17 protein-coding genes are annotated in these 18,378 nt (G+C 53.0%); 6 read left to right on the top strand and 11 right to left on the bottom strand.

The genetic code is table 11. The annotated features are described in order from the left end of the window. Positions 1-44: 44 nt before the first annotated feature. Positions 45-2,195: a pyruvate/proton symporter BtsT gene (btsT, locus tag ACHHZ7_RS07495; protein WP_003830033.1), complete on the bottom strand. Its 2,151-nt coding sequence runs from the start codon at positions 2,193-2,195 to the stop codon at positions 45-47. A gap of 364 nt (positions 2,196-2,559) precedes the next feature. Between btsT and tsr the strand changes: the two genes are divergently transcribed. Together tsr and ACHHZ7_RS07485 are read left to right on the top strand one after the other, a co-directional pair. After that, positions 2,560-4,221, top strand: coding sequence for a methyl-accepting chemotaxis protein (gene tsr / locus ACHHZ7_RS07490; RefSeq protein ID WP_008786110.1), 1,662 nt, complete (start codon positions 2,560-2,562; stop codon positions 4,219-4,221). Beyond that, positions 4,193-4,507 carry a hypothetical protein gene (locus tag ACHHZ7_RS07485; protein WP_192463936.1) on the top strand — a complete coding sequence of 105 codons (315 nt, stop codon included), beginning with the start codon at positions 4,193-4,195 and terminating at the stop codon, positions 4,505-4,507. The genes tsr and ACHHZ7_RS07485 overlap by 29 nt, the downstream gene beginning before the upstream one ends. A 14-nt stretch (positions 4,508-4,521) precedes the next feature. On the opposite strand, the gene ACHHZ7_RS07480 is transcribed toward ACHHZ7_RS07485, so the two are convergent. The 3 genes from ACHHZ7_RS07480 to ACHHZ7_RS07470 all read right to left on the bottom strand — a co-directional run bounded on the left by ACHHZ7_RS07480 (position 4,522) and on the right by ACHHZ7_RS07470 (position 7,580). Beyond that, positions 4,522-5,037 carry a GNAT family N-acetyltransferase gene (locus ACHHZ7_RS07480; protein WP_048236186.1) on the bottom strand — a complete coding sequence of 172 codons (516 nt, stop codon included), beginning with the start codon at positions 5,035-5,037 and terminating at the stop codon, positions 4,522-4,524. A gap of 52 nt (positions 5,038-5,089) precedes the next feature. Then, positions 5,090-6,451 (bottom strand): MFS transporter, encoded by a 1,362-nt coding sequence (locus ACHHZ7_RS07475; RefSeq protein ID WP_003830025.1) that lies wholly within the window; start codon positions 6,449-6,451, stop codon positions 5,090-5,092. 214 nt (positions 6,452-6,665) lie between these two features. Next, positions 6,666-7,580 (bottom strand): GntR family transcriptional regulator, encoded by a 915-nt coding sequence (locus ACHHZ7_RS07470; RefSeq protein ID WP_048236185.1) that lies wholly within the window; start codon positions 7,578-7,580, stop codon positions 6,666-6,668. A 137-nt stretch (positions 7,581-7,717) separates the two neighbouring features. Here ACHHZ7_RS07470 and ACHHZ7_RS07465 point away from each other — a divergent pair, with 137 nt between their 5' ends. Continuing rightward, the gene (locus ACHHZ7_RS07465) at positions 7,718-8,740 is read left to right on the top strand and encodes a zinc-binding alcohol dehydrogenase family protein (RefSeq protein ID WP_060682791.1); all 1,023 of its coding nucleotides are present in this window, start codon (positions 7,718-7,720) and stop codon (positions 8,738-8,740) included. Between the two features lie 13 nt (positions 8,741-8,753). Continuing rightward, complete coding sequence (locus ACHHZ7_RS07460) at positions 8,754-10,199, top strand: tagaturonate reductase (protein WP_048236184.1); 1,446 nt, start codon at positions 8,754-8,756, stop codon at positions 10,197-10,199. A gap of 105 nt (positions 10,200-10,304) precedes the next feature. On the opposite strand, the gene opgB is transcribed toward ACHHZ7_RS07460, so the two are convergent. The 6 genes from opgB to ACHHZ7_RS07430 form a co-directional block, all read right to left on the bottom strand. Beyond that, the gene (gene opgB, locus ACHHZ7_RS07455; RefSeq protein WP_008786114.1) at positions 10,305-12,596 is read right to left on the bottom strand and encodes a phosphatidylglycerol--membrane-oligosaccharide glycerophosphotransferase; all 2,292 of its coding nucleotides are present in this window, start codon (positions 12,594-12,596) and stop codon (positions 10,305-10,307) included. Positions 12,597-12,826: 230 nt separating this feature from the next. Continuing rightward, the gene (locus tag ACHHZ7_RS07450; RefSeq protein ID WP_048236182.1) at positions 12,827-13,318 is read right to left on the bottom strand and encodes a DUF2501 domain-containing protein; all 492 of its coding nucleotides are present in this window, start codon (positions 13,316-13,318) and stop codon (positions 12,827-12,829) included. A gap of 70 nt (positions 13,319-13,388) precedes the next feature. Next, on the bottom strand, positions 13,389-14,126 hold the full coding sequence (gene dnaC, locus ACHHZ7_RS07445; RefSeq protein ID WP_003019133.1) for a DNA replication protein DnaC: 738 nt from the start codon (positions 14,124-14,126) through the stop codon (positions 13,389-13,391). A 2-nt stretch (positions 14,127-14,128) separates the two neighbouring features. Then, positions 14,129-14,668: a primosomal protein DnaT gene (dnaT, locus tag ACHHZ7_RS07440; protein ID WP_060682790.1), complete on the bottom strand. Its 540-nt coding sequence runs from the start codon at positions 14,666-14,668 to the stop codon at positions 14,129-14,131. Positions 14,669-14,792: 124 nt separating this feature from the next. Beyond that, positions 14,793-15,266, bottom strand: a complete 474-nt coding sequence (locus ACHHZ7_RS07435; protein WP_057067025.1) for a threonine/serine exporter — start codon at positions 15,264-15,266, stop codon at positions 14,793-14,795. Further along, positions 15,257-16,033: a threonine/serine exporter ThrE family protein gene (locus tag ACHHZ7_RS07430; RefSeq protein WP_060682789.1), complete on the bottom strand. Its 777-nt coding sequence runs from the start codon at positions 16,031-16,033 to the stop codon at positions 15,257-15,259. The genes ACHHZ7_RS07435 and ACHHZ7_RS07430 overlap by 10 nt, the downstream gene beginning before the upstream one ends. 459 nt (positions 16,034-16,492) lie before the next feature. Between ACHHZ7_RS07430 and ACHHZ7_RS07425 the strand changes: the two genes are divergently transcribed. Further along, the gene (locus ACHHZ7_RS07425; protein ID WP_008786119.1) at positions 16,493-17,218 is read left to right on the top strand and encodes a response regulator transcription factor; all 726 of its coding nucleotides are present in this window, start codon (positions 16,493-16,495) and stop codon (positions 17,216-17,218) included. Then, positions 17,179-17,856 (top strand): DNA-binding transcriptional activator BglJ, encoded by a 678-nt coding sequence (gene bglJ / locus ACHHZ7_RS07420; protein ID WP_008786120.1) that lies wholly within the window; start codon positions 17,179-17,181, stop codon positions 17,854-17,856. The genes ACHHZ7_RS07425 and bglJ overlap by 40 nt, the downstream gene beginning before the upstream one ends. A 57-nt stretch (positions 17,857-17,913) precedes the next feature. Here the strand turns inward: bglJ and ACHHZ7_RS07415 are convergent, their stop codons facing one another. Further along, the gene (locus tag ACHHZ7_RS07415; protein WP_003830001.1) at positions 17,914-18,372 is read right to left on the bottom strand and encodes a YbaK/EbsC family protein; all 459 of its coding nucleotides are present in this window, start codon (positions 18,370-18,372) and stop codon (positions 17,914-17,916) included. Between the last annotated feature and the right edge of the window lie 6 nt (positions 18,373-18,378).

Below are 18,378 nucleotides of genomic sequence, written 5' to 3'. Positions count from 1 at the left end.
TCCTGATAAGCGAAAAGCCCCGCCGGAGCGGGGCTGAATACATCTTAGTGGTGTGAAGAGGTCTTCACGCCGCCTTCCGGCACCGGTACATACGGTGTCTCTTTATCAGAGCGACCGTTGATGGCGCGGGCTTTCTGCCAGGTACGGAACCCGTAGAAAATGATGCTGTACACCACCACCAGGAACAGAATACTCAGACCTGCGTTGGTGTAGTTGTTGACGACGATGTGGTTCATGTTGGCAATCTGCTGAGCGGTCAGTTCGCCGCCGTTAGCAATCTTCTCTTTGTACTGATTCGCCATGAAGAAGAAGCCTTCCATCTGCGGGTTGGTGCTGAACAGTTTCAGACCCAGCGCCCAGGTGGTGCAGATAAGCAGCCATACAGCCGGAACAACGGTAACCCAGATGTATTTGGTGCGCTGCATTTTAACCAGCACCACGGTGCCCAGAACCAGTGCCACGGCAGCCAGCATCTGGTTAGAGATACCGAACAGCGGCCACAGGCTCTTAACGCCGCCCAGCGGGTCAACAACGCCCTGATACAGCAGGTAACCCCACAGGCCTACGCAGCCCGCAGTACCGATGATACCCGCAACCAGGGAGTCGGTTTTCTTCAGGAACGGCACGAAGTTACCCAGCAAATCCTGCAGCATAAAGCGGCCAGAACGGGTACCGGCATCCAGTGCGGTCAGGATGAACAGCGCTTCGAACAGAATACCGAAGTGGTACCAGAAGCCCATATCAGCCATCGGCAGCACTTTGTGGAACACGTGAGCGATACCAACAGCCAGCGTCGGTGCGCCACCTGCGCGGTTCAGAACGGACGGTTCACCGATGTCTTTCGCGGTTTGCAGGATCTGCTCAGGCGAAATGACGAAGCCCCAGGAGCTGACGGTCGCTGCCGCATGTGCGGTGACGTCTTTCAACTGCGCCATAATCAGCGGTGCGTTTTCGCCGCTCATTTCATGCAGGTTCGGCATGGTGATGCCAAGGCCCGCAGGCGGGGTGTTCATCGCGAAGTACAGACCTGGTTCGATGATAGACGCGGCAACCAGCGCCATAATTGCGACAAAGGATTCCATCAGCATTGCGCCGTAACCGATAAAACGCGCATCGGTTTCACAGGCCAGCAGCTTCGGTGTGGTACCGGAAGCAATCAGCGCGTGGAAGCCAGATACCGCACCACACGCGATGGTGATGAACAGGAACGGGAACAGAGCGCCTTTCCACAGCGGGCCAGTACCATCAACGTACTGCGTCATTGCCGGCATTTTCAGTTCCGGGTTGAGGATAACAATCCCCACCGCCAGACCGACGATAACGCCGATTTTCAGGAAGGTAGCCAGATAGTCGCGCGGGGCGAGGATCAGCCATACCGGCAGCAGCGCAGAGATAAATGCGTAGCCGATCAGGGTAAAGGTAATGGTGGTGTCTTTAAAGGTCAGCGCCGGGCCCCAGTACGGGTCGTGCGCAATCACGCCGCCGAAGTAGATAGAGGCAACCAGCAGCACAATACCAATCACCGACACTTCGCCCACGCGTCCCGGTCGCAGGAATCGCATATAGATCCCCATGAACAACGCGATAGGTACGGTTGAGCAGACGGTGAACACACCCCACGGGCTTTCTGCCAGCGCTTTCACCACGATCAACGCCAGTACTGCGAGGATGATGATCATGATTAAGAAGCAGCCGAACAGCGCAATGGTTCCCGGTATCGGGCCCATCTCTTCTTTGATCATCTCACCCAGAGATGCACCGTTACGGCGGGAAGAGATAAACAGCACCATGAAGTCCTGCACCGCACCGGCCAGCACGACGCCTGCCAGCAGCCACAGCGTACCAGGCAGGTAGCCCATCTGCGCAGCCAATACCGGCCCAACCAGCGGACCTGCACCTGCGATAGCGGCAAAGTGGTGACCAAACAAGACGTTACGGTTGGTTGGAACGTAGTTCAGACCGTCATTGTTGATGACCGCCGGCGTAGCACGCGTTGGGTCAAGTTTCATCACCTTTTGGGCGATGTACAGGCTGTAGTAACGATAGGCCACCAGATAAACAGAAACTGAGGCGACCACGATCCACAGGGCACTAATGTGTTCACCCCGACGTAATGCCACTACCGAGAGGCAGAATGCACCGATGATTCCGAGAATCACCCAGGGTATGTGCTTGAATATCTTTTTCGTATCCATAGTAAAACCTGGTATCTAATTAATAATTGGCCGAAGCCGCGTGGGTTTGATCTTGTGTTTGAGGAGGTAAATTGACTGCTATGTTGGGGGGATCTTGCCAGAGAATTACGCGCGTAAAGTAAGGTAAATAAGTGAGCGGTTGTATGTCAGCTTAAGCGGTCTCAAGTGTCAGTGAGCGGTAAACTGCGGGGGGAACGGGGAAATTTATGTGATTGAGATCACTAATAAACCCGCTTAGCGCTTTGGCAGACGGCGTGGATCGACGAATCGTCGATGCTGAGATCGATTCAACTAGCACAAATTTCATAAAGTTTTCCCTTTCCAGGCCGAAAATTCTGACATCTGTCTAGCGGAAAGAGAAAACATGTTAAAACGAATGAAGATTGTTACCAGCTTACTGCTGGTATTGGCGCTATTTGGCCTTTTACAGCTCGCCTCGGGCGGCTTGTTTTTTAACTCACTTAAGAATGACAAAGAGAACTTTACCGTTCTGCAAACCATTCGCCAGCAACAGTCTGCGCTGAACGCCACCTGGGTTGAGCTGCTGCAAACGCGTAACACCCTGAACCGGGCAGGCATTCGCTACATGATGGATCAGAGCAATATCGGCAGCGGCGCGACCGTTGCCGAGCTGATGCAGGTGGCGAGTACGGCGCTGAAACTGACGGAAAAAAACTGGGCGATTTACGAGTCGCTCCCGCGCGATCCACGCCAAAGCGAAGCCGCTTTCCAGGAGATCAATCGCACCTATGACATCTATCACGGTGCGCTGGCGGAGCTGATCCAGTTACTGGGTGACGGGAAGATCAACGCGTTCTTTGATCAACCGACACAGAGCTATCAGGATGGCTTTGAGAAGCAATATATCAACTACATGCAGCAGAACGATCGCCTGTATGACATCGCAGTGGCAGATAACAACAGCTCTTACAGCCAGGCGATGTGGGTGTTGGTTTGTGTGCTGATTACCGTACTGGCGGCGATTATTGCGGTGTGGTTTGGTATCAAGCTGACCCTTATCTCTCCAATGAACCGTCTGATCGACAGCATTCGTCATATCGCCAGCGGTGACCTGGTGAAACGTATTGAAGTGGAAGGGTCCAACGAGATTGGACAGCTGGCGGAAAGCCTGCGTCACATGCAGGGTGAGCTGATGAATACCGTGGGTGACGTGCGTAACGGTGCCAACGCGATTTACAGCGGAGCCAGCGAGATTGCGATGGGCAATAACGATCTCTCCTCTCGTACCGAGCAGCAGGCTGCATCTCTGGAAGAAACCGCAGCCAGCATGGAACAGCTGACGGCGACCGTGAAGCAGAACGCCGAAAACGCGCGTCAGGCCAGCCATCTGGCGCTGAGTGCTTCTGAAACCGCGCAGAAAGGCGGCAAAGTGGTGGATAACGTGGTGCAAACCATGCGTGACATCGCGTCCAGTTCGCAGAAAATCGCCGACATTATCAGCGTCATCGACGGCATTGCTTTCCAGACTAACATTCTGGCGCTCAACGCCGCGGTAGAAGCAGCACGTGCGGGCGAGCAGGGCCGTGGATTTGCGGTGGTTGCGGGTGAAGTGCGTAACCTGGCCCAGCGTAGTGCGCAGGCCGCGCGCGAGATCAAGAGCCTGATTGAAGACTCGGTCAGCCGCGTGGATGTTGGTTCAACGCTGGTAGAAAGCGCCGGTGAAACCATGGATGAGATCGTCAATGCGGTAACCCGCGTGACCGATATCATGGGTGAAATCGCCTCTGCTTCTGATGAACAGAGCCGCGGTATTGACCAGGTGGGTCTGGCCGTTGCCGAGATGGATCGCGTGACGCAGCAGAACGCCTCGCTGGTGGAAGAATCCGCCGCCGCCGCTGCGGCGCTGGAAGAGCAGGCCAGCCGCCTGACTCAGGCCGTTGCCGTGTTCCGTATCCAGCATGACCAACAGCGCGCGCGTGACGTTGCGGCCGCTAAACCGGTTTCAACGGTCCAGCCGCGCAAAGCCGCGGTAACGGATGCCGGGGATAACTGGGAAACGTTCTAAGCCTGTGATGCCGGATGGCGCTATCGCTTATCCGGCCTACGGGGAAAGATACGTGGTTGCCGGATGGCGCTGTCGCTTATCCGGCCTACGGGAAAGTTACGTGGTTGCCGGATGGCGCTATCGCTTATCCGGCCTACGGGGAAAGATACGTGGTTGCCGGATGGCGCTGTCGCTTATCCGGCCTACGGGGAAAGTTACGTGGTTGCCGGATGGCGCTATCGCTTATCCGGCCTACGGGAAAGATACGTGGTTACCGGAAATGTTACGTAGGCCCGATAAGGCGTAGCCGCCATCGGGCAATTAGCGCAACATCAGGCGCATGGCGCAGCGCGATTCAAATGCCAGTCCATGCGCCGCTTCCTCTTCTCTTTTCTGGCGCAACTTTGCAGGTAGCGTCTCGTCAGCCAGCATTTCAAATCCCAGTCGCGCGTACCATGGCGCATTCCACGGCACATCGCGGAAGGTGGTCAGCGTGAGCGACGTATAACCTTTCGCGTGCGCCTGTTCGGCAACATACTCAATCAATCTGCGGCCAATTCCTTTTCCCTGCCACTCCAGATGCAGCGACAGTTCAGCAATAAACAGCGATGACCCCAGCGTTTCGGCAACCAAAAAACCGACCGGAAGCGCATCGACCTGCGCCAGCCAGCTCATGCCAGCGGCGGCAAAAGCCTGATGCTGAGCAGCGGATAACATCTGGTCTTCAGCAATCCACGCCAGTTCGGGGATGCGTAAAAAACGTTGCCCCGCAGATCGTTCGATGGCGGGAAGAGCGGCAGTGTCTGCCAGAGTAGTGGCGCGCAAGGTGATGTTCATACGAGGAGCATAACATGCCCGATAAACGTGGTGTTATCGGGCATCTGGAGGATTAATCTTTACGCGGATCGCTGATGGGTTGGCGAACCAGGAAGATGTAGGCGAGGGCACCCACCATGGTGACGCAGCCGCAGATGATCAGCGCCAGGCGGAAAGAGTTGGTGGTATCAACAATAAAACCGGTGACGATCGGTGCGAACGAGGCGCAGATAAAGCTGGCAAAGTTCTGGATACTGCCCACGGAAGCGGTCATACGTGAGGCGACGGCGACGTGGATCAGACCCCAGCACGAGGTACCTGCGAAGTGGATACAGAACAGCGCCATACCGATCAGTAACACGGCGGCCATTGACGTTGTGGCCTGCGGCACGACGAAGGTGAAGGCTGCGGAGCAGAACATCCCGGCGATAATACAAATCTTACGGCTCTTAATCGGTGCCATACCGCCTTTCACCAGCCAGTCGGTGACAAAACCGTTAATCAGCATGCCGGCTGCGCCAAACAGGAACGGGATCGCCGCCATTAATCCGGTGCTTTTTAAATCCAGGTTGTAGGAGGTTTGCAGGTAGCCCGGCAGCCAGGCCAGGTATAGCCATGCGGTATAGTTGATGCCGCTAAAGCCCAGCATCATGCCCCACATGGTACGGTTGCGGAACAGGCTGCGCCATTCGGCAAAGCTCAGCGGATCGCGGCGGGCATTGACGCTACCGGCGTTCAGGTACGCTTGTTCCGTGGCGCTCAGCTCAATTTGCTCGCGGTTGCGATACAGCATGTACCAGCCGATGGCGAGGAAAATACCCAGCACGCCAATGGTGATGAACATCCAGCGCCAGCCCATTACCAGCATCATGGCAGCCAGAATCGGCGGGCTAATGGCAACCCCGATGGTGGAGGCGGCGTTGAATAATCCCATCGGGCGGCCGCGCTCTTTGATGTTAAACCAGTCGTTGATGACCTTTACGCCGCACGGGTTCATTGGCGCTTCGCCAATCCCCATCCCGATACGCACCAACACAAACTGGGTGAAGCTGTGCACCATGCCGGACAGCGCCTGAAACAGCGACCAGAAGAACATCCCCAATCCCAGCATAATGCGCGGACCTTTGCGATCCAGCAGCGGGCCGCAGGGCAGTTGCGCAATACCGTAAGCGAGAGAGAATACCGACAGCAGCACGCCGATTTGCGTGGCGCTCAGCCCCAGTTCTTCACGAATCGTTAAGTTGGCGACAGACAGTGAGCTGCGGTCGAGGTAATTAATCACCGCAGCAAAAAATAATAAAATCATTGCTGTGGTCTGGATACGTTTAATTCGGCTACTGCGTTGCACCATGCCCTCAGGCGGAACATTAATATCCGCAGATGACGACGTGCCAAACGAAGAACTTGGGTCGAGGGTAATATTATTTTTTTCCACGCCGGACTCCTGAACCTCAATAATTTATTTTTCACACAGCAGGACTGTGCAGTATTGAAAAAAATACCAGTGATGAATCAATTTGCTCATCACCGCTCACAAAAGTTTTTAATGCAGTCGACTTAGCGTGAGCATAGGCAAGAGGTATTTTTCAGGCGTTTTTATTTTTATAAAATCGTGCTCCCGGTAATGATTTGCTGTTTTTTATCGGTACTTAATGCGCGACGGTACGATCCTGGTTGATGGAGCGAATCATCGATTGTTTGGCTGAATTCAAATGGTTACAGAGCGCCAGGGTGGCATCCAGGTCGCTGCGACAGATCAGCGCGCTGAGGATGGTCATATGCTCATCAATGGCAATGATGTTACGCTGCTTGAGGTCGCTCTCATCCCACTGATAGTGGAAGTGGAAAATCACGGAAATGATTTCAAGTGATTGATTAAAAAATACATTATCGGCAGCAGAGAGTAGCAAAGCATGGAACTCACGATCTAACTGCGAGAACATGCGAAAGCTGCTGCCAATGCTGTCGCGCAGGATCCGATGGCGCTCCAGCAGCGTTTTAGCCTGCAACCAGCGTGGGTCATCGTCCGGCAGATTGAGGAAATGCTGCAGAGAATGCGTTTCCAGCATCTCTCTGAGTTCAAACAGCTGTTCAGCATAGGCCTGATCGAATTGCTTCATGCTCCACTGACCGCGTTTTTCGTTTTTAATCAGGTTGTAACGCTCGAATTTTAAAAGATATTCCCGCACTACCACCGGGCTGACGCCTGCGGCTCTGGCAAGCTGCAGTTCGGAGAAGCTCTCGCCTGCGCGCAGCTGTCGCTGGTTGATCATGGTGAAAAACGCCTGCTCAAAAATCCGGTTTTGCTCGGTCATGGAGGCGGTGGTGCAGGCAAAACCGTCGTCATGGTCGGGTTTTCGCACGATGACATAGTGGCTGCCGACCTGGGTCAGCACGCCGCACTCGCCTAAGTGGCTCAGCATATGGCGCACGGTGGTGCGGCTGATGTTGTACATCTCCGCCAGTGCGCTTTGTGAGGGGAGTGGGGAAGGGATATGACCACGCGCCATATCATCGATTATCTGGTTAATCACATTGTGGCGTAAGTTCTGCGAACGGCTCATGGCTTCTCCTTTTTATCTATTAAAACCCGATTTAAAACATTTTTATGCGCTGGAATTCACAGATTGTGTTTCTGCTTTCTCCGTCCTTTTTATTTTCGTTGATATCTGAGGCAACAAAAAAACAGGAGAGCAGAATCATGTCTACGATGAATACGTTGATTTGCCAGGAACCTAAAAAATTAGTCTGGAAAGAGCGCGAAATACCTATTCCGGGTGAGGGTGAAGCATTAATTAAAATTAAGTCGGTAGGAATTTGTGGTACTGATATTCATGCCTGGGGTGGCAATCAACCTTTTTTCAGCTACCCGCGTGTATTAGGGCATGAAATATGTGGGGAAATTGTCGGTCTGGGTAAGAATATACAGAATCTGAAAAATGGTCAGCAGGTGGCGGTTATTCCTTACGTGGCCTGCCAGCAGTGTCCGGCATGCCTGAGCGGGCGCACCAACTGCTGCGAGAAGATTTCAGTGATTGGCGTGCACCAGGATGGCGGTTTCAGTGAATATCTGTCCGTTCCGGTGACCAACCTGTTGGACGCGCAGGGGATTGACCCGCAGGCGGCGGCGCTGATTGAGCCTTACGCCATCAGCGCGCATGCGGTACGCCGGGCGGCGGTGGCTCCGGGTGAGCAGGTGCTGGTGGTCGGCGCGGGTCCGATTGGTCTGGGGGCGGCAGCGATTGCCAAAGCCGATGGCGCACAGGTGGTGGTCGCCGATACCAGTCCAGCACGCCGGGAGCACGTGTCTTCCCGGTTGGGACTCCCGGTTATCGACCCATCCGCTGAAGATTTTGATACGCAGTTGCGTGACCAGTTTGGCGGTTCGTTGGCGCAAAAGGTTATTGATGCCACGGGGAGTCAGCATGCGATGAACAACACGGTGAATCTGATTCGTCATGGCGGCAGCATCGTTTTCGTTGGGCTGTTCAAAGGCGATTTACAGTTCTCTGACCCTGAGTTCCACAAGAAAGAGACCACCATGATGGGCAGTCGCAACGCCACGCCGGAAGATTTCGCCAAAGTGGGCCGTTTGATGTCGGAAGGCAAACTTACCGCCGACATGATGCTCACGCACCGTTACGCGTTTGCCACACTGGCAGAAATCTACGAACGGGATGTGATTAACAATCGTGAACTGATTAAAGGCGTGATCACGTTCTGAGAGGGGAAATGCGATGAAGACATTGAATCGACGTGATTTTCCGGGGGCCAGCTACCCAACGCGCGTGATCCAGTTTGGTGAAGGTAACTTCCTGCGGGCGTTTGTTGACTGGCAACTGGATATCCTCAACGAGCAAACCGATCTGAACGCTGGCGTGACCATCGTTCGCCCGATCAATACCGATTTTCCGCCGTCGCTGAATACCCAGGACGGGCTGTATACCACGCTTATTCGCGGGCTAAACGAGCAGGGTGAGGCAGTGAGTGAGGCACGGCTTATCCGTTCGGTGAATAACGAAATCAACCCGTATCAGGATTTCGCGGCGTATCTGGCGCTGGCGCACAATGCGGACATCCGTTTTGTGTTTTCGAATACCACCGAAGCCGGAATTAGCTATCACGCAGCTGACCGTGTGGATGATGAGCCGCCGGTGAGTTTTCCGGCCAAGCTGACACGCCTGTTGCTGGAGCGTTTTAACCACTTTGCGGGCGCGGTGGATAAGGGCTGGGTAATTATCCCGTGCGAGCTTATCGACTATAACGGTGAGGCGCTCAAAACGCTGGTGTTGCGGTATGCGCAGGAGTGGCAGCTTCCTCCGGCATTTGCCGACTGGGTGGAGACGGCAAACACGTTCTGTTCCACGCTGGTCGACCGCATTGTCACCGGCTACCCGCGCGAAGAAGCCGCTACGCTGGAGGCTACGCTTGGCTATCACGATGCGTTTCTCGATACCGCGGAGCATTTTTACCTGTTTGTGATCCAGGGGCCGCAGTGGCTGGCAGAGGAGCTGAAGCTGGCGCAGTGTCCGCTGAATATCCGTGTGGTGAGCGATATCAAACCGTACAAAGAGCGCAAGGTCGCTATCCTCAATGGTGCGCATACGGCTCTGGTGCCGGTCGCGTGGCTGTGCGGGCTGGAGACCGTTGGCGAGGCGATGCAGGATGCTGATGTCCGCCGCTTTGTCGAGCGGGCGATTAGTGAGGAGATTATTCCGGTGTTGGATCTCCCGGCGGACGAATTGCGTGAATTTGCCGATGCGGTGAGCGGGCGTTTTCAGAACCCCTACATTCGCCACCAGTTGCTTTCCATTGCGCTTAACGGGATGACCAAATTCCGCACCCGAATTTTGCCGCAGCTGCTGGCGGGTCAGCACAATGGGCGCTGGCCCGTGCGGTTAACGTTTGCCCTCGCTGCGCTGCTGGCGTTTTATCGTGCAGAGCGCGACGGGGAACGCTATCCGATACAGGATGATGAGCAGTGGGTAAGCCTGTATGCCAGCCTGTGGCCGCGAGTTGGCAACGATTTAACGTTGCGTGAACTGGTGGATGCCGTGCTTGGCGATGCGGCACACTGGGGAGAGGATTTGACGTTGTTACCTGGGCTTGCCGGGCAGGTGACGGCCAATCTGGAGATGATTCTGGTGCAGGGTATGCGCCAGGCGGTGAACGGTCTGGAATAAGGTTGCCATGCAGCGCCCGGTGTGGTGTTGGGCGCTGTTTTTTTTCAGACAATACATTCGGTTTACGATAGGCCTGATAGGCAAAGCGCTATCAGGCCTTTCATGTTACGAACCCTGAGCCACGACTTTGATTTCAACCATCCCGATCCCCAGCTTACGCGGTGAGTGACCGAGAATATTGCCCTCGTTGGTGGCGACCGGATCGGGTGGAACAATTACCAGCGTATCGGCATCCGCCGGGTTATCAAAATGTAAGGTGGTGGTGCTGACGTCATGACCTAACACCAGCGTCTGCTCCTCGTTGCCAACGCGCACGGGGATCGGACGATTGGCATTGTCACCGAAGGCTTTCGCGGTAATGACCAGATCGAATTTCTTCGGTAGCGGGGCTTTGTACTCAATCGTTACTTCTTCGCTGAGCTGCGCATTGGACCAGCGTCCCCAGGATTCGGGGCGTGAAATGCCGCTAAACTGTTTGACCTCTTCCGGCGCGCCCGCCACGTTGAAAACGAAGCTATCTGCTTTGTAGCGAATGTCATTATCGACAATTTTCAGCGTATCGACGTTACCTTTATAGCGCTCCATGTCGATCACCGTGTCTTTAAATACGGTTTTACTTTTCCACTTGGCTTTATCGACGTGCTGTACGATTTGCTGTCCGCCCAGTTGCCCCTGTGATACGCACCAATCGGTAGAGAGTGCCAGCTCCGGCGCCCACAGTTGCGCCATTTTGTAGCAGCGATCGACCCAGACGAAGTTATCGCGTGGGGCGAAATCTGCCAGCTGGAAGCGCAGCGGGGCCGAGTATTCGCTTTCCGGCAGCGGCTCGACGCGTTTGTCCGATACGCGCAGCAGCAGCGGCAGGCGGAAATGACTGCCGGAGAAAGAGATCATATTTTTGTCCTGGTCGACGGTGAACTCTTTCATCTCTTTCGGGAAATTCCACAGGCGAATGATATCGGGCTTCCACGCCAGCATTTTTTCTTTGATGTTCAGGAACACTTCCGAGACGGATTCGCTCGACAAGCTGCTGCGGCCAAGGCCGATAAAGTTATCGCCGCCGAGAATATCCAGTACCGTTGCGCCGTTATCCATCGTGTTACGCTTTACCGCCAGCGTGTCCTGTTGCGGTTGATCGCCGCGCAGTACGAAGAACAGGTTGTTGCGGTCCTGCTTGTTCAGATACTTCCATGCGGTGTTGTTCATCGCCAGATGATCGGAAGACACCACGATAACGGTATCTTTAAACCACGGCGATGCTTTGATTTTATTGATAAATTCGGCAATGTTTTCCTGGCTGCAGCTGACCGCGCTGAACGATTGGTTGGCCTTCCCGTCGATGTCATAACGTTTACGGTTGCAGCTACGGGAGATAAATCCATCCGGATGATGGGTATCCACGGTCAGGGTAAACAGTGAAAAACGCTGGCCCGAGCGCGAAAGCTCTTCGAATTTTTTCCACGCTTCGTCCAGCACGGTATCGTCGTAGAAGCCCCAGTCGTTACGATAGGTCGGGTCCGCTACCACGCTTTTTAACTCTTCCGCACCATACAGATGGTCAAAGCCGTGAGATTTCAGGAACACGTCTTTGCCAGCAAAGCGCAGGTTGGCACCCTGCACAAAGTAGTTCTGATAGCCGGAGTTTTTCAGGATATCGCCCAGACAAATATTGTTAGGGAAGAAACTTGAAACCGACGCAGAGGCGTTGCCTTCAAACGGCGCAAACAGCGGAATACCGCACTGGGAGGCGACCATGCCCGCGATGGTGTAATCCGTACCCGGCAGCTGCATGGTATTGCTGAAATCCAGACCTTCGTTTTTCAACGCGCCGAGTTCCGGGGTCAGATCCGGGAACGCGTCGTTATTAAAATAGGTGCGTTCGAGGCTCTCACCGTAGATATACACCAGGTTCAGCTTCGGATTGGGAATGGTTTTCGATGGCTCTTTATAATACGTCGGGAAATCCGGGTCGCCATCGCGTGACTGCGACTTCACCAGTTCGGTTATCTGGTGAAACGCCGGGCTGGCGTCAACGGAGGCCAGCGCCAGCAGCAGGGCCAGCAGACTGTAACCCACATGATGTGGATGATGGCGACGGCGGCGTAGGATCCAGCCGAGAGCGACAAAAACGGTAGTCAGCGCCAGCGCGATCCCAACGCCCGGCAGGATATATTTGCCGATGCCTGCGCCGGTCAGGCTGTTGGTCAGCGTATAGAGAACCGCGTCATTGATCCCGTCGCCGGTGAAATAGTCACTGGCATAAAGCGTGATATTCAAGACAATAAAAATCCCCAGCACCGTTAACGTGGCGGCAAACCACCAGGTGTTGCGACCCGCTTTCCAGGCATAAATCAGCACTGAAGCGAGAAACAGAGTGATGGAGATTAATTCTGACAACGGTCGATCCTCAGTAAACCGGGCAATTGCCTGGCAGGCTAATCATTTGGTGAGAGAACAATGTAATAGCGTTGTTACATTGCTGCAATTGTAGTGACATTAAATTACGTTGTTATTCAGAATTGGTTTAGATATGCGCGTTTTTGTGGAGAAATACTGTTTATTTGGAATGTGAATGTATTGTCGAAAATAAATAGATGCCGCGCAGGTTATACGCGGCATGTCGTGCGTCAGGAAATGAAGTTCATGCCCTGTTTTAACACCAGATCGCAAGCCTTGGTTTTTACCTGCTGTGCCAGTGAGCTGTTACCGATCGTGCTCAGGTTCAGCTGTTGACCATCTTTGGCGTTGAGCAGACCCTGAATACCGTCCATATAGTTGGTATCTTGTTTCTGCTCTGGCGCGCTGAGTCCCAGTTTATCCAGCACCTGGTTTTTGACGTTTTGCGCGTCGGTGACCGAGGCCAGTTTCTGTTTAGCGCAGTATTCCAGGATCCCGGCGACGTTATTCATGCTGCTGGAGGTCAAAGACTGATTGCTGCCGTTCAGCAGGCTGGTCAGGGAAGAGAGCGACGAGCTGCTTTGCGAGCCGGAGCTTTGTTTGCTCAGCTCACTGGCCGCGCTGGAGAGCGAATCCTGCCAGGAGGCGGCGAAAACGCTGGTGGAGATGAGCGTGCTGGCGGCAAGCGCACAGCACAGCAGACGTTTGGTAGTTTTCATCATTATATGCAACTCGTGTTATGCCTTTTCAGCGCAGTATAGCGCTGGCAGTCTTAGGAGTGGTCCTAATACGTTAATACTCTTTACCGGTTACCCGACTACGGTAGCTTTCCCAGTTAAAAATGACCCACAGACTGTTGCCAAGGCGCATACGATCCATCACGCGCTCACCCAGCAGCTTGTTCATTTCATCCATATTGCTGTTAGTTAACATACCGGTCGGACGTTTTGAGGACGAACGGCGATCGACAATCTGATTAATGATCACTTTTTCATAGCGGGATTCGGTCTGCATGCCGATCTCGTCGATCACCAGCAGATCCACATTGCTCAGATCGTTGAGCAGCTGTTCTTCGCTGGTTTCACGATTACTGAACGTTTCTTTCATCGCCGACATGATATCGGCCACGGTAATGATCAACACTGACTTACCACGCAGCAACAGTTCGTTGCAGATGGCGGCGGCTAAATGGTTTTTGCCGGTGCCGGGTTTGCCGGAGAAGATAAAGCTGGCGATGTTGCCGTCAAACTCTTCAACATACTGGCGGGCTTTGCTCAGGGCGTTCATCTGACCTTCGCACTCTACCCGATAGTTTTCGAACGAACAGTTCTGATGCAGCGGACGGATACCGGAGCGGTTGAATGTGCGCTGCATTTTCATCGCCCGGTTTTCGCGGGCCAGCGCTGCGGCACGAATTTCACCTTGCTCTTTTTGCCATGCCAGCAGCTCTTCGCCCGTTTTAAAGGCGGGCTCGACATTAGGTGGCATCATTTTTTGCAGACGTTTCATCAGGTCGCCAACGTTTTTCATCGTTATCCTCTAAAACCCGGTGGAATGTGGCTGTCAGGTTCACTGACGCTGTTCACATCGCGCTTTGGCATTCCGCCATTGCTGGCCCGTCCAATCTGAATGCTGCGCGCCAGTTTTTGCTGCCACTGAATATGGTGAAAGACTTTTCCTTCAGCCTGCCAGTAGGCAACAAATGAGGCCAGCTCTTCAGCAGTAACCGGCTCTTTCAACGCTACGCCCCATAAAGCAGCCTGACGCTGAAAGTCGGCATCAGGCTGCCAGGCAGCGTACATCGCAAATTTCCCCATTGGTACGGCAACGGGAGCGGCTTGCGGCTCTTCATAAAATTGATCATCCAATGTCACATCGCTTCCCGGGCGTGACAGTTTCTCCTCAAGCGCCAACAGCTCAGCCAGTCTCGCAGGCGTCACCGCGTAAAACGCTGGCGCATTGTTAGCGAATACGGCTACGGCGCCACCCGCAGACTTGGCCAGCACGGCGTGGTGATCGTGTAGTAAGGCGTCAATGCTAGTGACGTCTGGCGTCAAAATTTTGCAGGGCATAATGTTTCTCAATACTGAACAACAACCGAGAAGGGGACTGCTTTTATAGTAACACAGAGAAGAAGGAGAGCAGCAGATGAGGGGGAGATTCCCCTCTCTGCAGGGTATTAAAGAAAGTGCACCGTCAAACGCGTGGGCGTTTGCGATACAGCCATAATCCTGGCACGGATAGTCCGATGGAGAGCGCGCCGACGATCGATGAGGCTTTCAGGAAATTGGTCAGCAGGGTGATCATCAGCGCTTCGCTGTAGCCAAAATGACCGATTTTTACCGCCGAGATCATGGCGGTGTAGGCGGAGATCCCTGGGAACATCGGGATCACTGCCGCAACGGTAAAGACTTTCGGATGTGCCAGATACCAACGCGACCACTGGATCCCAATGCAGCCGACCAGCAGCGATGCCATAAAGGTCGACCATTCGATATTAAACCCTGCGCTCATCATCACCATTCGCGAACCGTGGCCGAGCGCGCCGAGTAACGCACACCAGGGGAGCGCCCGATGAGGGACATTAAATACCATGGCAAAGCCTACCGCCGGGATCGCCGACAGGATCATGTCCTGCATTAACGCCAACATGAAATCGATCACGCCCATCCGCGCAGCCCCCATAAGGTCATCGACATGACTACGCCAATGCAGGTCGCCAGTGTAAGCAAACTGGCAATTGCCCAGCGGGCGAGCCCGGTATTAATGTGTCCCTTAAACATATCCGCGACGGAGTTGATCAGCGGAAAGCCCGGAACCAGTAGCAGCACGCTGGCGGCCATGGCGATGGTCGGGGTGTGGCTAAACGTCGGTAGCGTCAGCAGCAGACCAGAAATCGTTGTCGCCACAAACGCGGTGATGCAAAAGTTAATTTGTGGGTGCAAATGCCGGGATGCCAGAATCTGACGGATATACATTGCCACCTTGCTGGCGAAAAAGGTGATCACCGCACCATCCCATCCGCCGTTATTGAGTTTACAAAAGCAGGCGCAGGACAAACCGACCATGAAGGCGACCAGCCATCTTGGATAGCGTAGCGGCTTAATCTGGCTAAAGCGTTTCTCTACCCCTTTAATATCCAGCAGTTTATGTTCCGCCAAAATGACAATGTGCTGCACTTCCGTCACGACGTGCATATTAATGCCGCGATCCTGATTTTTTCGCGTTGATGTCAGGCATTGCCCGTCTTTAATGGTGGTCAGGACGATAGCGTTAGAGGAGATGGCGCTTTCTACGCTATCCATGCCAAGTGCCAGCCCGAGTCGGGTGGATAACTCGTCAACCAGAGCGCTTTCTGCCCCATGCTGAAGTAAAAAAAGTCCGCATTGAATACATAACCGTGTAACCGTTCGCTGTGACGACTGCTCTGTTTGCATGGCTCGCTCTGACTGAAAAGGATCTCTTTGAGTGACGAATGTCTTCTTTTTATCATGAAGCGTGAGCCCGCTGGCTCTGGCTAAGATCAATCTTTGTGTCGAAAAAAGACACAGGTGATACGGTTGTGGCATCTTAACGCTCCCGTTCGCTAAGTTACGAGGGGGAGACATGATTGAAATGTAGCGTTATTTTCCCGGATGGCAAATACGTAAGCCATGCTAACGATCTATTGTAGTTATTATAATTGTACAGATAATGTATTTATACGTAATTGTGCAATAATAGCTTAGAATTTGGCGCTATTTGGATGGTGCCGTCAATACTTATTTGAAATAAACACCAAGGATAACAATTCACCCCGCTTATTGTTCGGAGTATTTTCCTGTGAGTTAAGATTATTAATCCTCCCGGGAGAATTTAATTAAGTACGATTGCGGACTGGTGAGTGTGGAGGGGATATGTTGCCAGGACGCTGCAAAAACGCAATTATTATTAGTAAATCACCGATTATACAAACTGGGCTTAAAGGTATAATGCAGGGAAAGTTCTCCGATTACGAACTTACCTACTGTCGTTCTGTTGAAGAACTGACGTTATTACAGCTACGGTGTGCTGATTTGGTAATTGCTGATTTAACCGGAGACTGCAATCATCCACGTGCAGTTTGCGAACAATATTATTCTTTATTATCTCAATACCGTGATATTCACTGGGTATTTCTCGTATCTCGTATCTTTTATCCTCTGGCGGTTGAACTACTGATGTGTCCTGTCAGCTCGCTGCTCTCTGACGCCGAGCCGATTGAAAGTTTAGTAAATGTTATTCACGCGGGAAATACACGAGCAGAGAGAATAAGCAAGGCGCTGCTCTCTCCGCCTGCTATGCCGCAATTGTTAGACCATAGCGCACGATCTATCGTTCTCACTCTCTCTGAAAGAAAAGTATTGCGCCTCCTTGGGAAAGGATGGGGGATTAACCAGATTGCGGCGTTGCTGAAAAAAAGCAATAAAACAATCAGTGCCCAAAAGAATAGCGCTATGCGTCGCTTGTCGATAAATAGCAATGCAGAAATGTATGCCTGGATAAATAGTTCTCAAGGATCGCGAGAACTTAATTTACCTTCAGTTTATGGAGAAACCACGGAATGGAAAGCAGAATCATCAAAAGAAACGTTGCACTGGTAGAAAAGTGCACGATGAGCAGCGTGGGTATTAAGAGTTTATTTAATACCATGCCGGATGACCAATATAAACTTCATCTCTTTTCAAACCAGCCCGCTTTTAGCCAGGCAATGTTAAAGATGTCGTTTTCGGCAGTTATTTTTTCCCTCTCTGCAATCAGAACCGATCGAAGAGCAGGGTTGACCTATTTAACGGAGCTGGCGATAAATTATCCGCGGATTCGCCGTGTGGTGATTGCCGATGATGACGCTGAAGCGCGTTTAATTGGTTCCCTGTCCCCCTTGCCGTTAGATGGCGTTGTGAGTAAAGCTTCTTCGTTAACGGTGTTGCAGGACGCGTTATTTACGGCGTTAAGCAGCCCTGGCCGGGGAACCGAAGGTACGAAAAACCATTGGTATATTAATCAAAGCCGTATGCTCAGCCCGACAGAACGAGAAATACTGCGCTTTATGTCGAATGGTTATTCGATGCCACAGATTGCTGTTCAGCTTGAAAGGAACATCAAAACCATTCGGGCACACAAATTTAATGTGATGTCCAAACTGGGGGTCAGCTCGGATGCCGGGTTATTGGATGCCGCCGACATCCTGTTGTATCTGCGTGCCGGCGAGCCAGCGCCTTTTATGCAGGCGGTTTCGTGACGGGCAACGTTGACGTGTTTCTTGCCGGGCTTGGCAGCCGGTTTAGCGCGTGGAACATTACTGACACACGTCAACCCAGGTGGCAGAAGTCAGTTCAGCCATCCTTTCAGGCGTGATGCGAACCGCGCTGTGGATGGCACCAGCGGCAGGCAGCACTTCAGCGTAGTGTTTCAGAGAAACATCACAGTACACTGATATCGGTGTTTCTAATCCGAAGGGGCAAACGCCGCCAACGGGGTGCCCCGTCGCGTTCACGACCTCATCACTACTTAACATTCGGGCTTTGGCACCGAACGTACTCTTAAGCTTTTTATTATCCAGTCGGGCATCGCCTTTTGCCACGACCAGGATGATATCGTTCTTCACCTTTAGCGAAAGTGTTTTCGCTATTTGGCCAGGTTCAACGTTATGGGCTTTTGCTGCCAGATCAACGGTTGCTGTGCTCTGGTTTAATTCGATGATCTCGATATCTGGTGCATGTTGCGCCAGGAATTGGCGTACTGATTGCAAACTCATTCTTCT

The sequence above is a fragment of the Citrobacter freundii complex sp. 2024EL-00216 genome, from assembly GCF_043945515.1.
GTDB classification, from domain to species: domain Bacteria; phylum Pseudomonadota; class Gammaproteobacteria; order Enterobacterales; family Enterobacteriaceae; genus Citrobacter; species Citrobacter portucalensis.
Note: the sequence above shows the minus strand (reverse complement) of the source record. Positions and strands in the feature narration are given on the sequence as shown.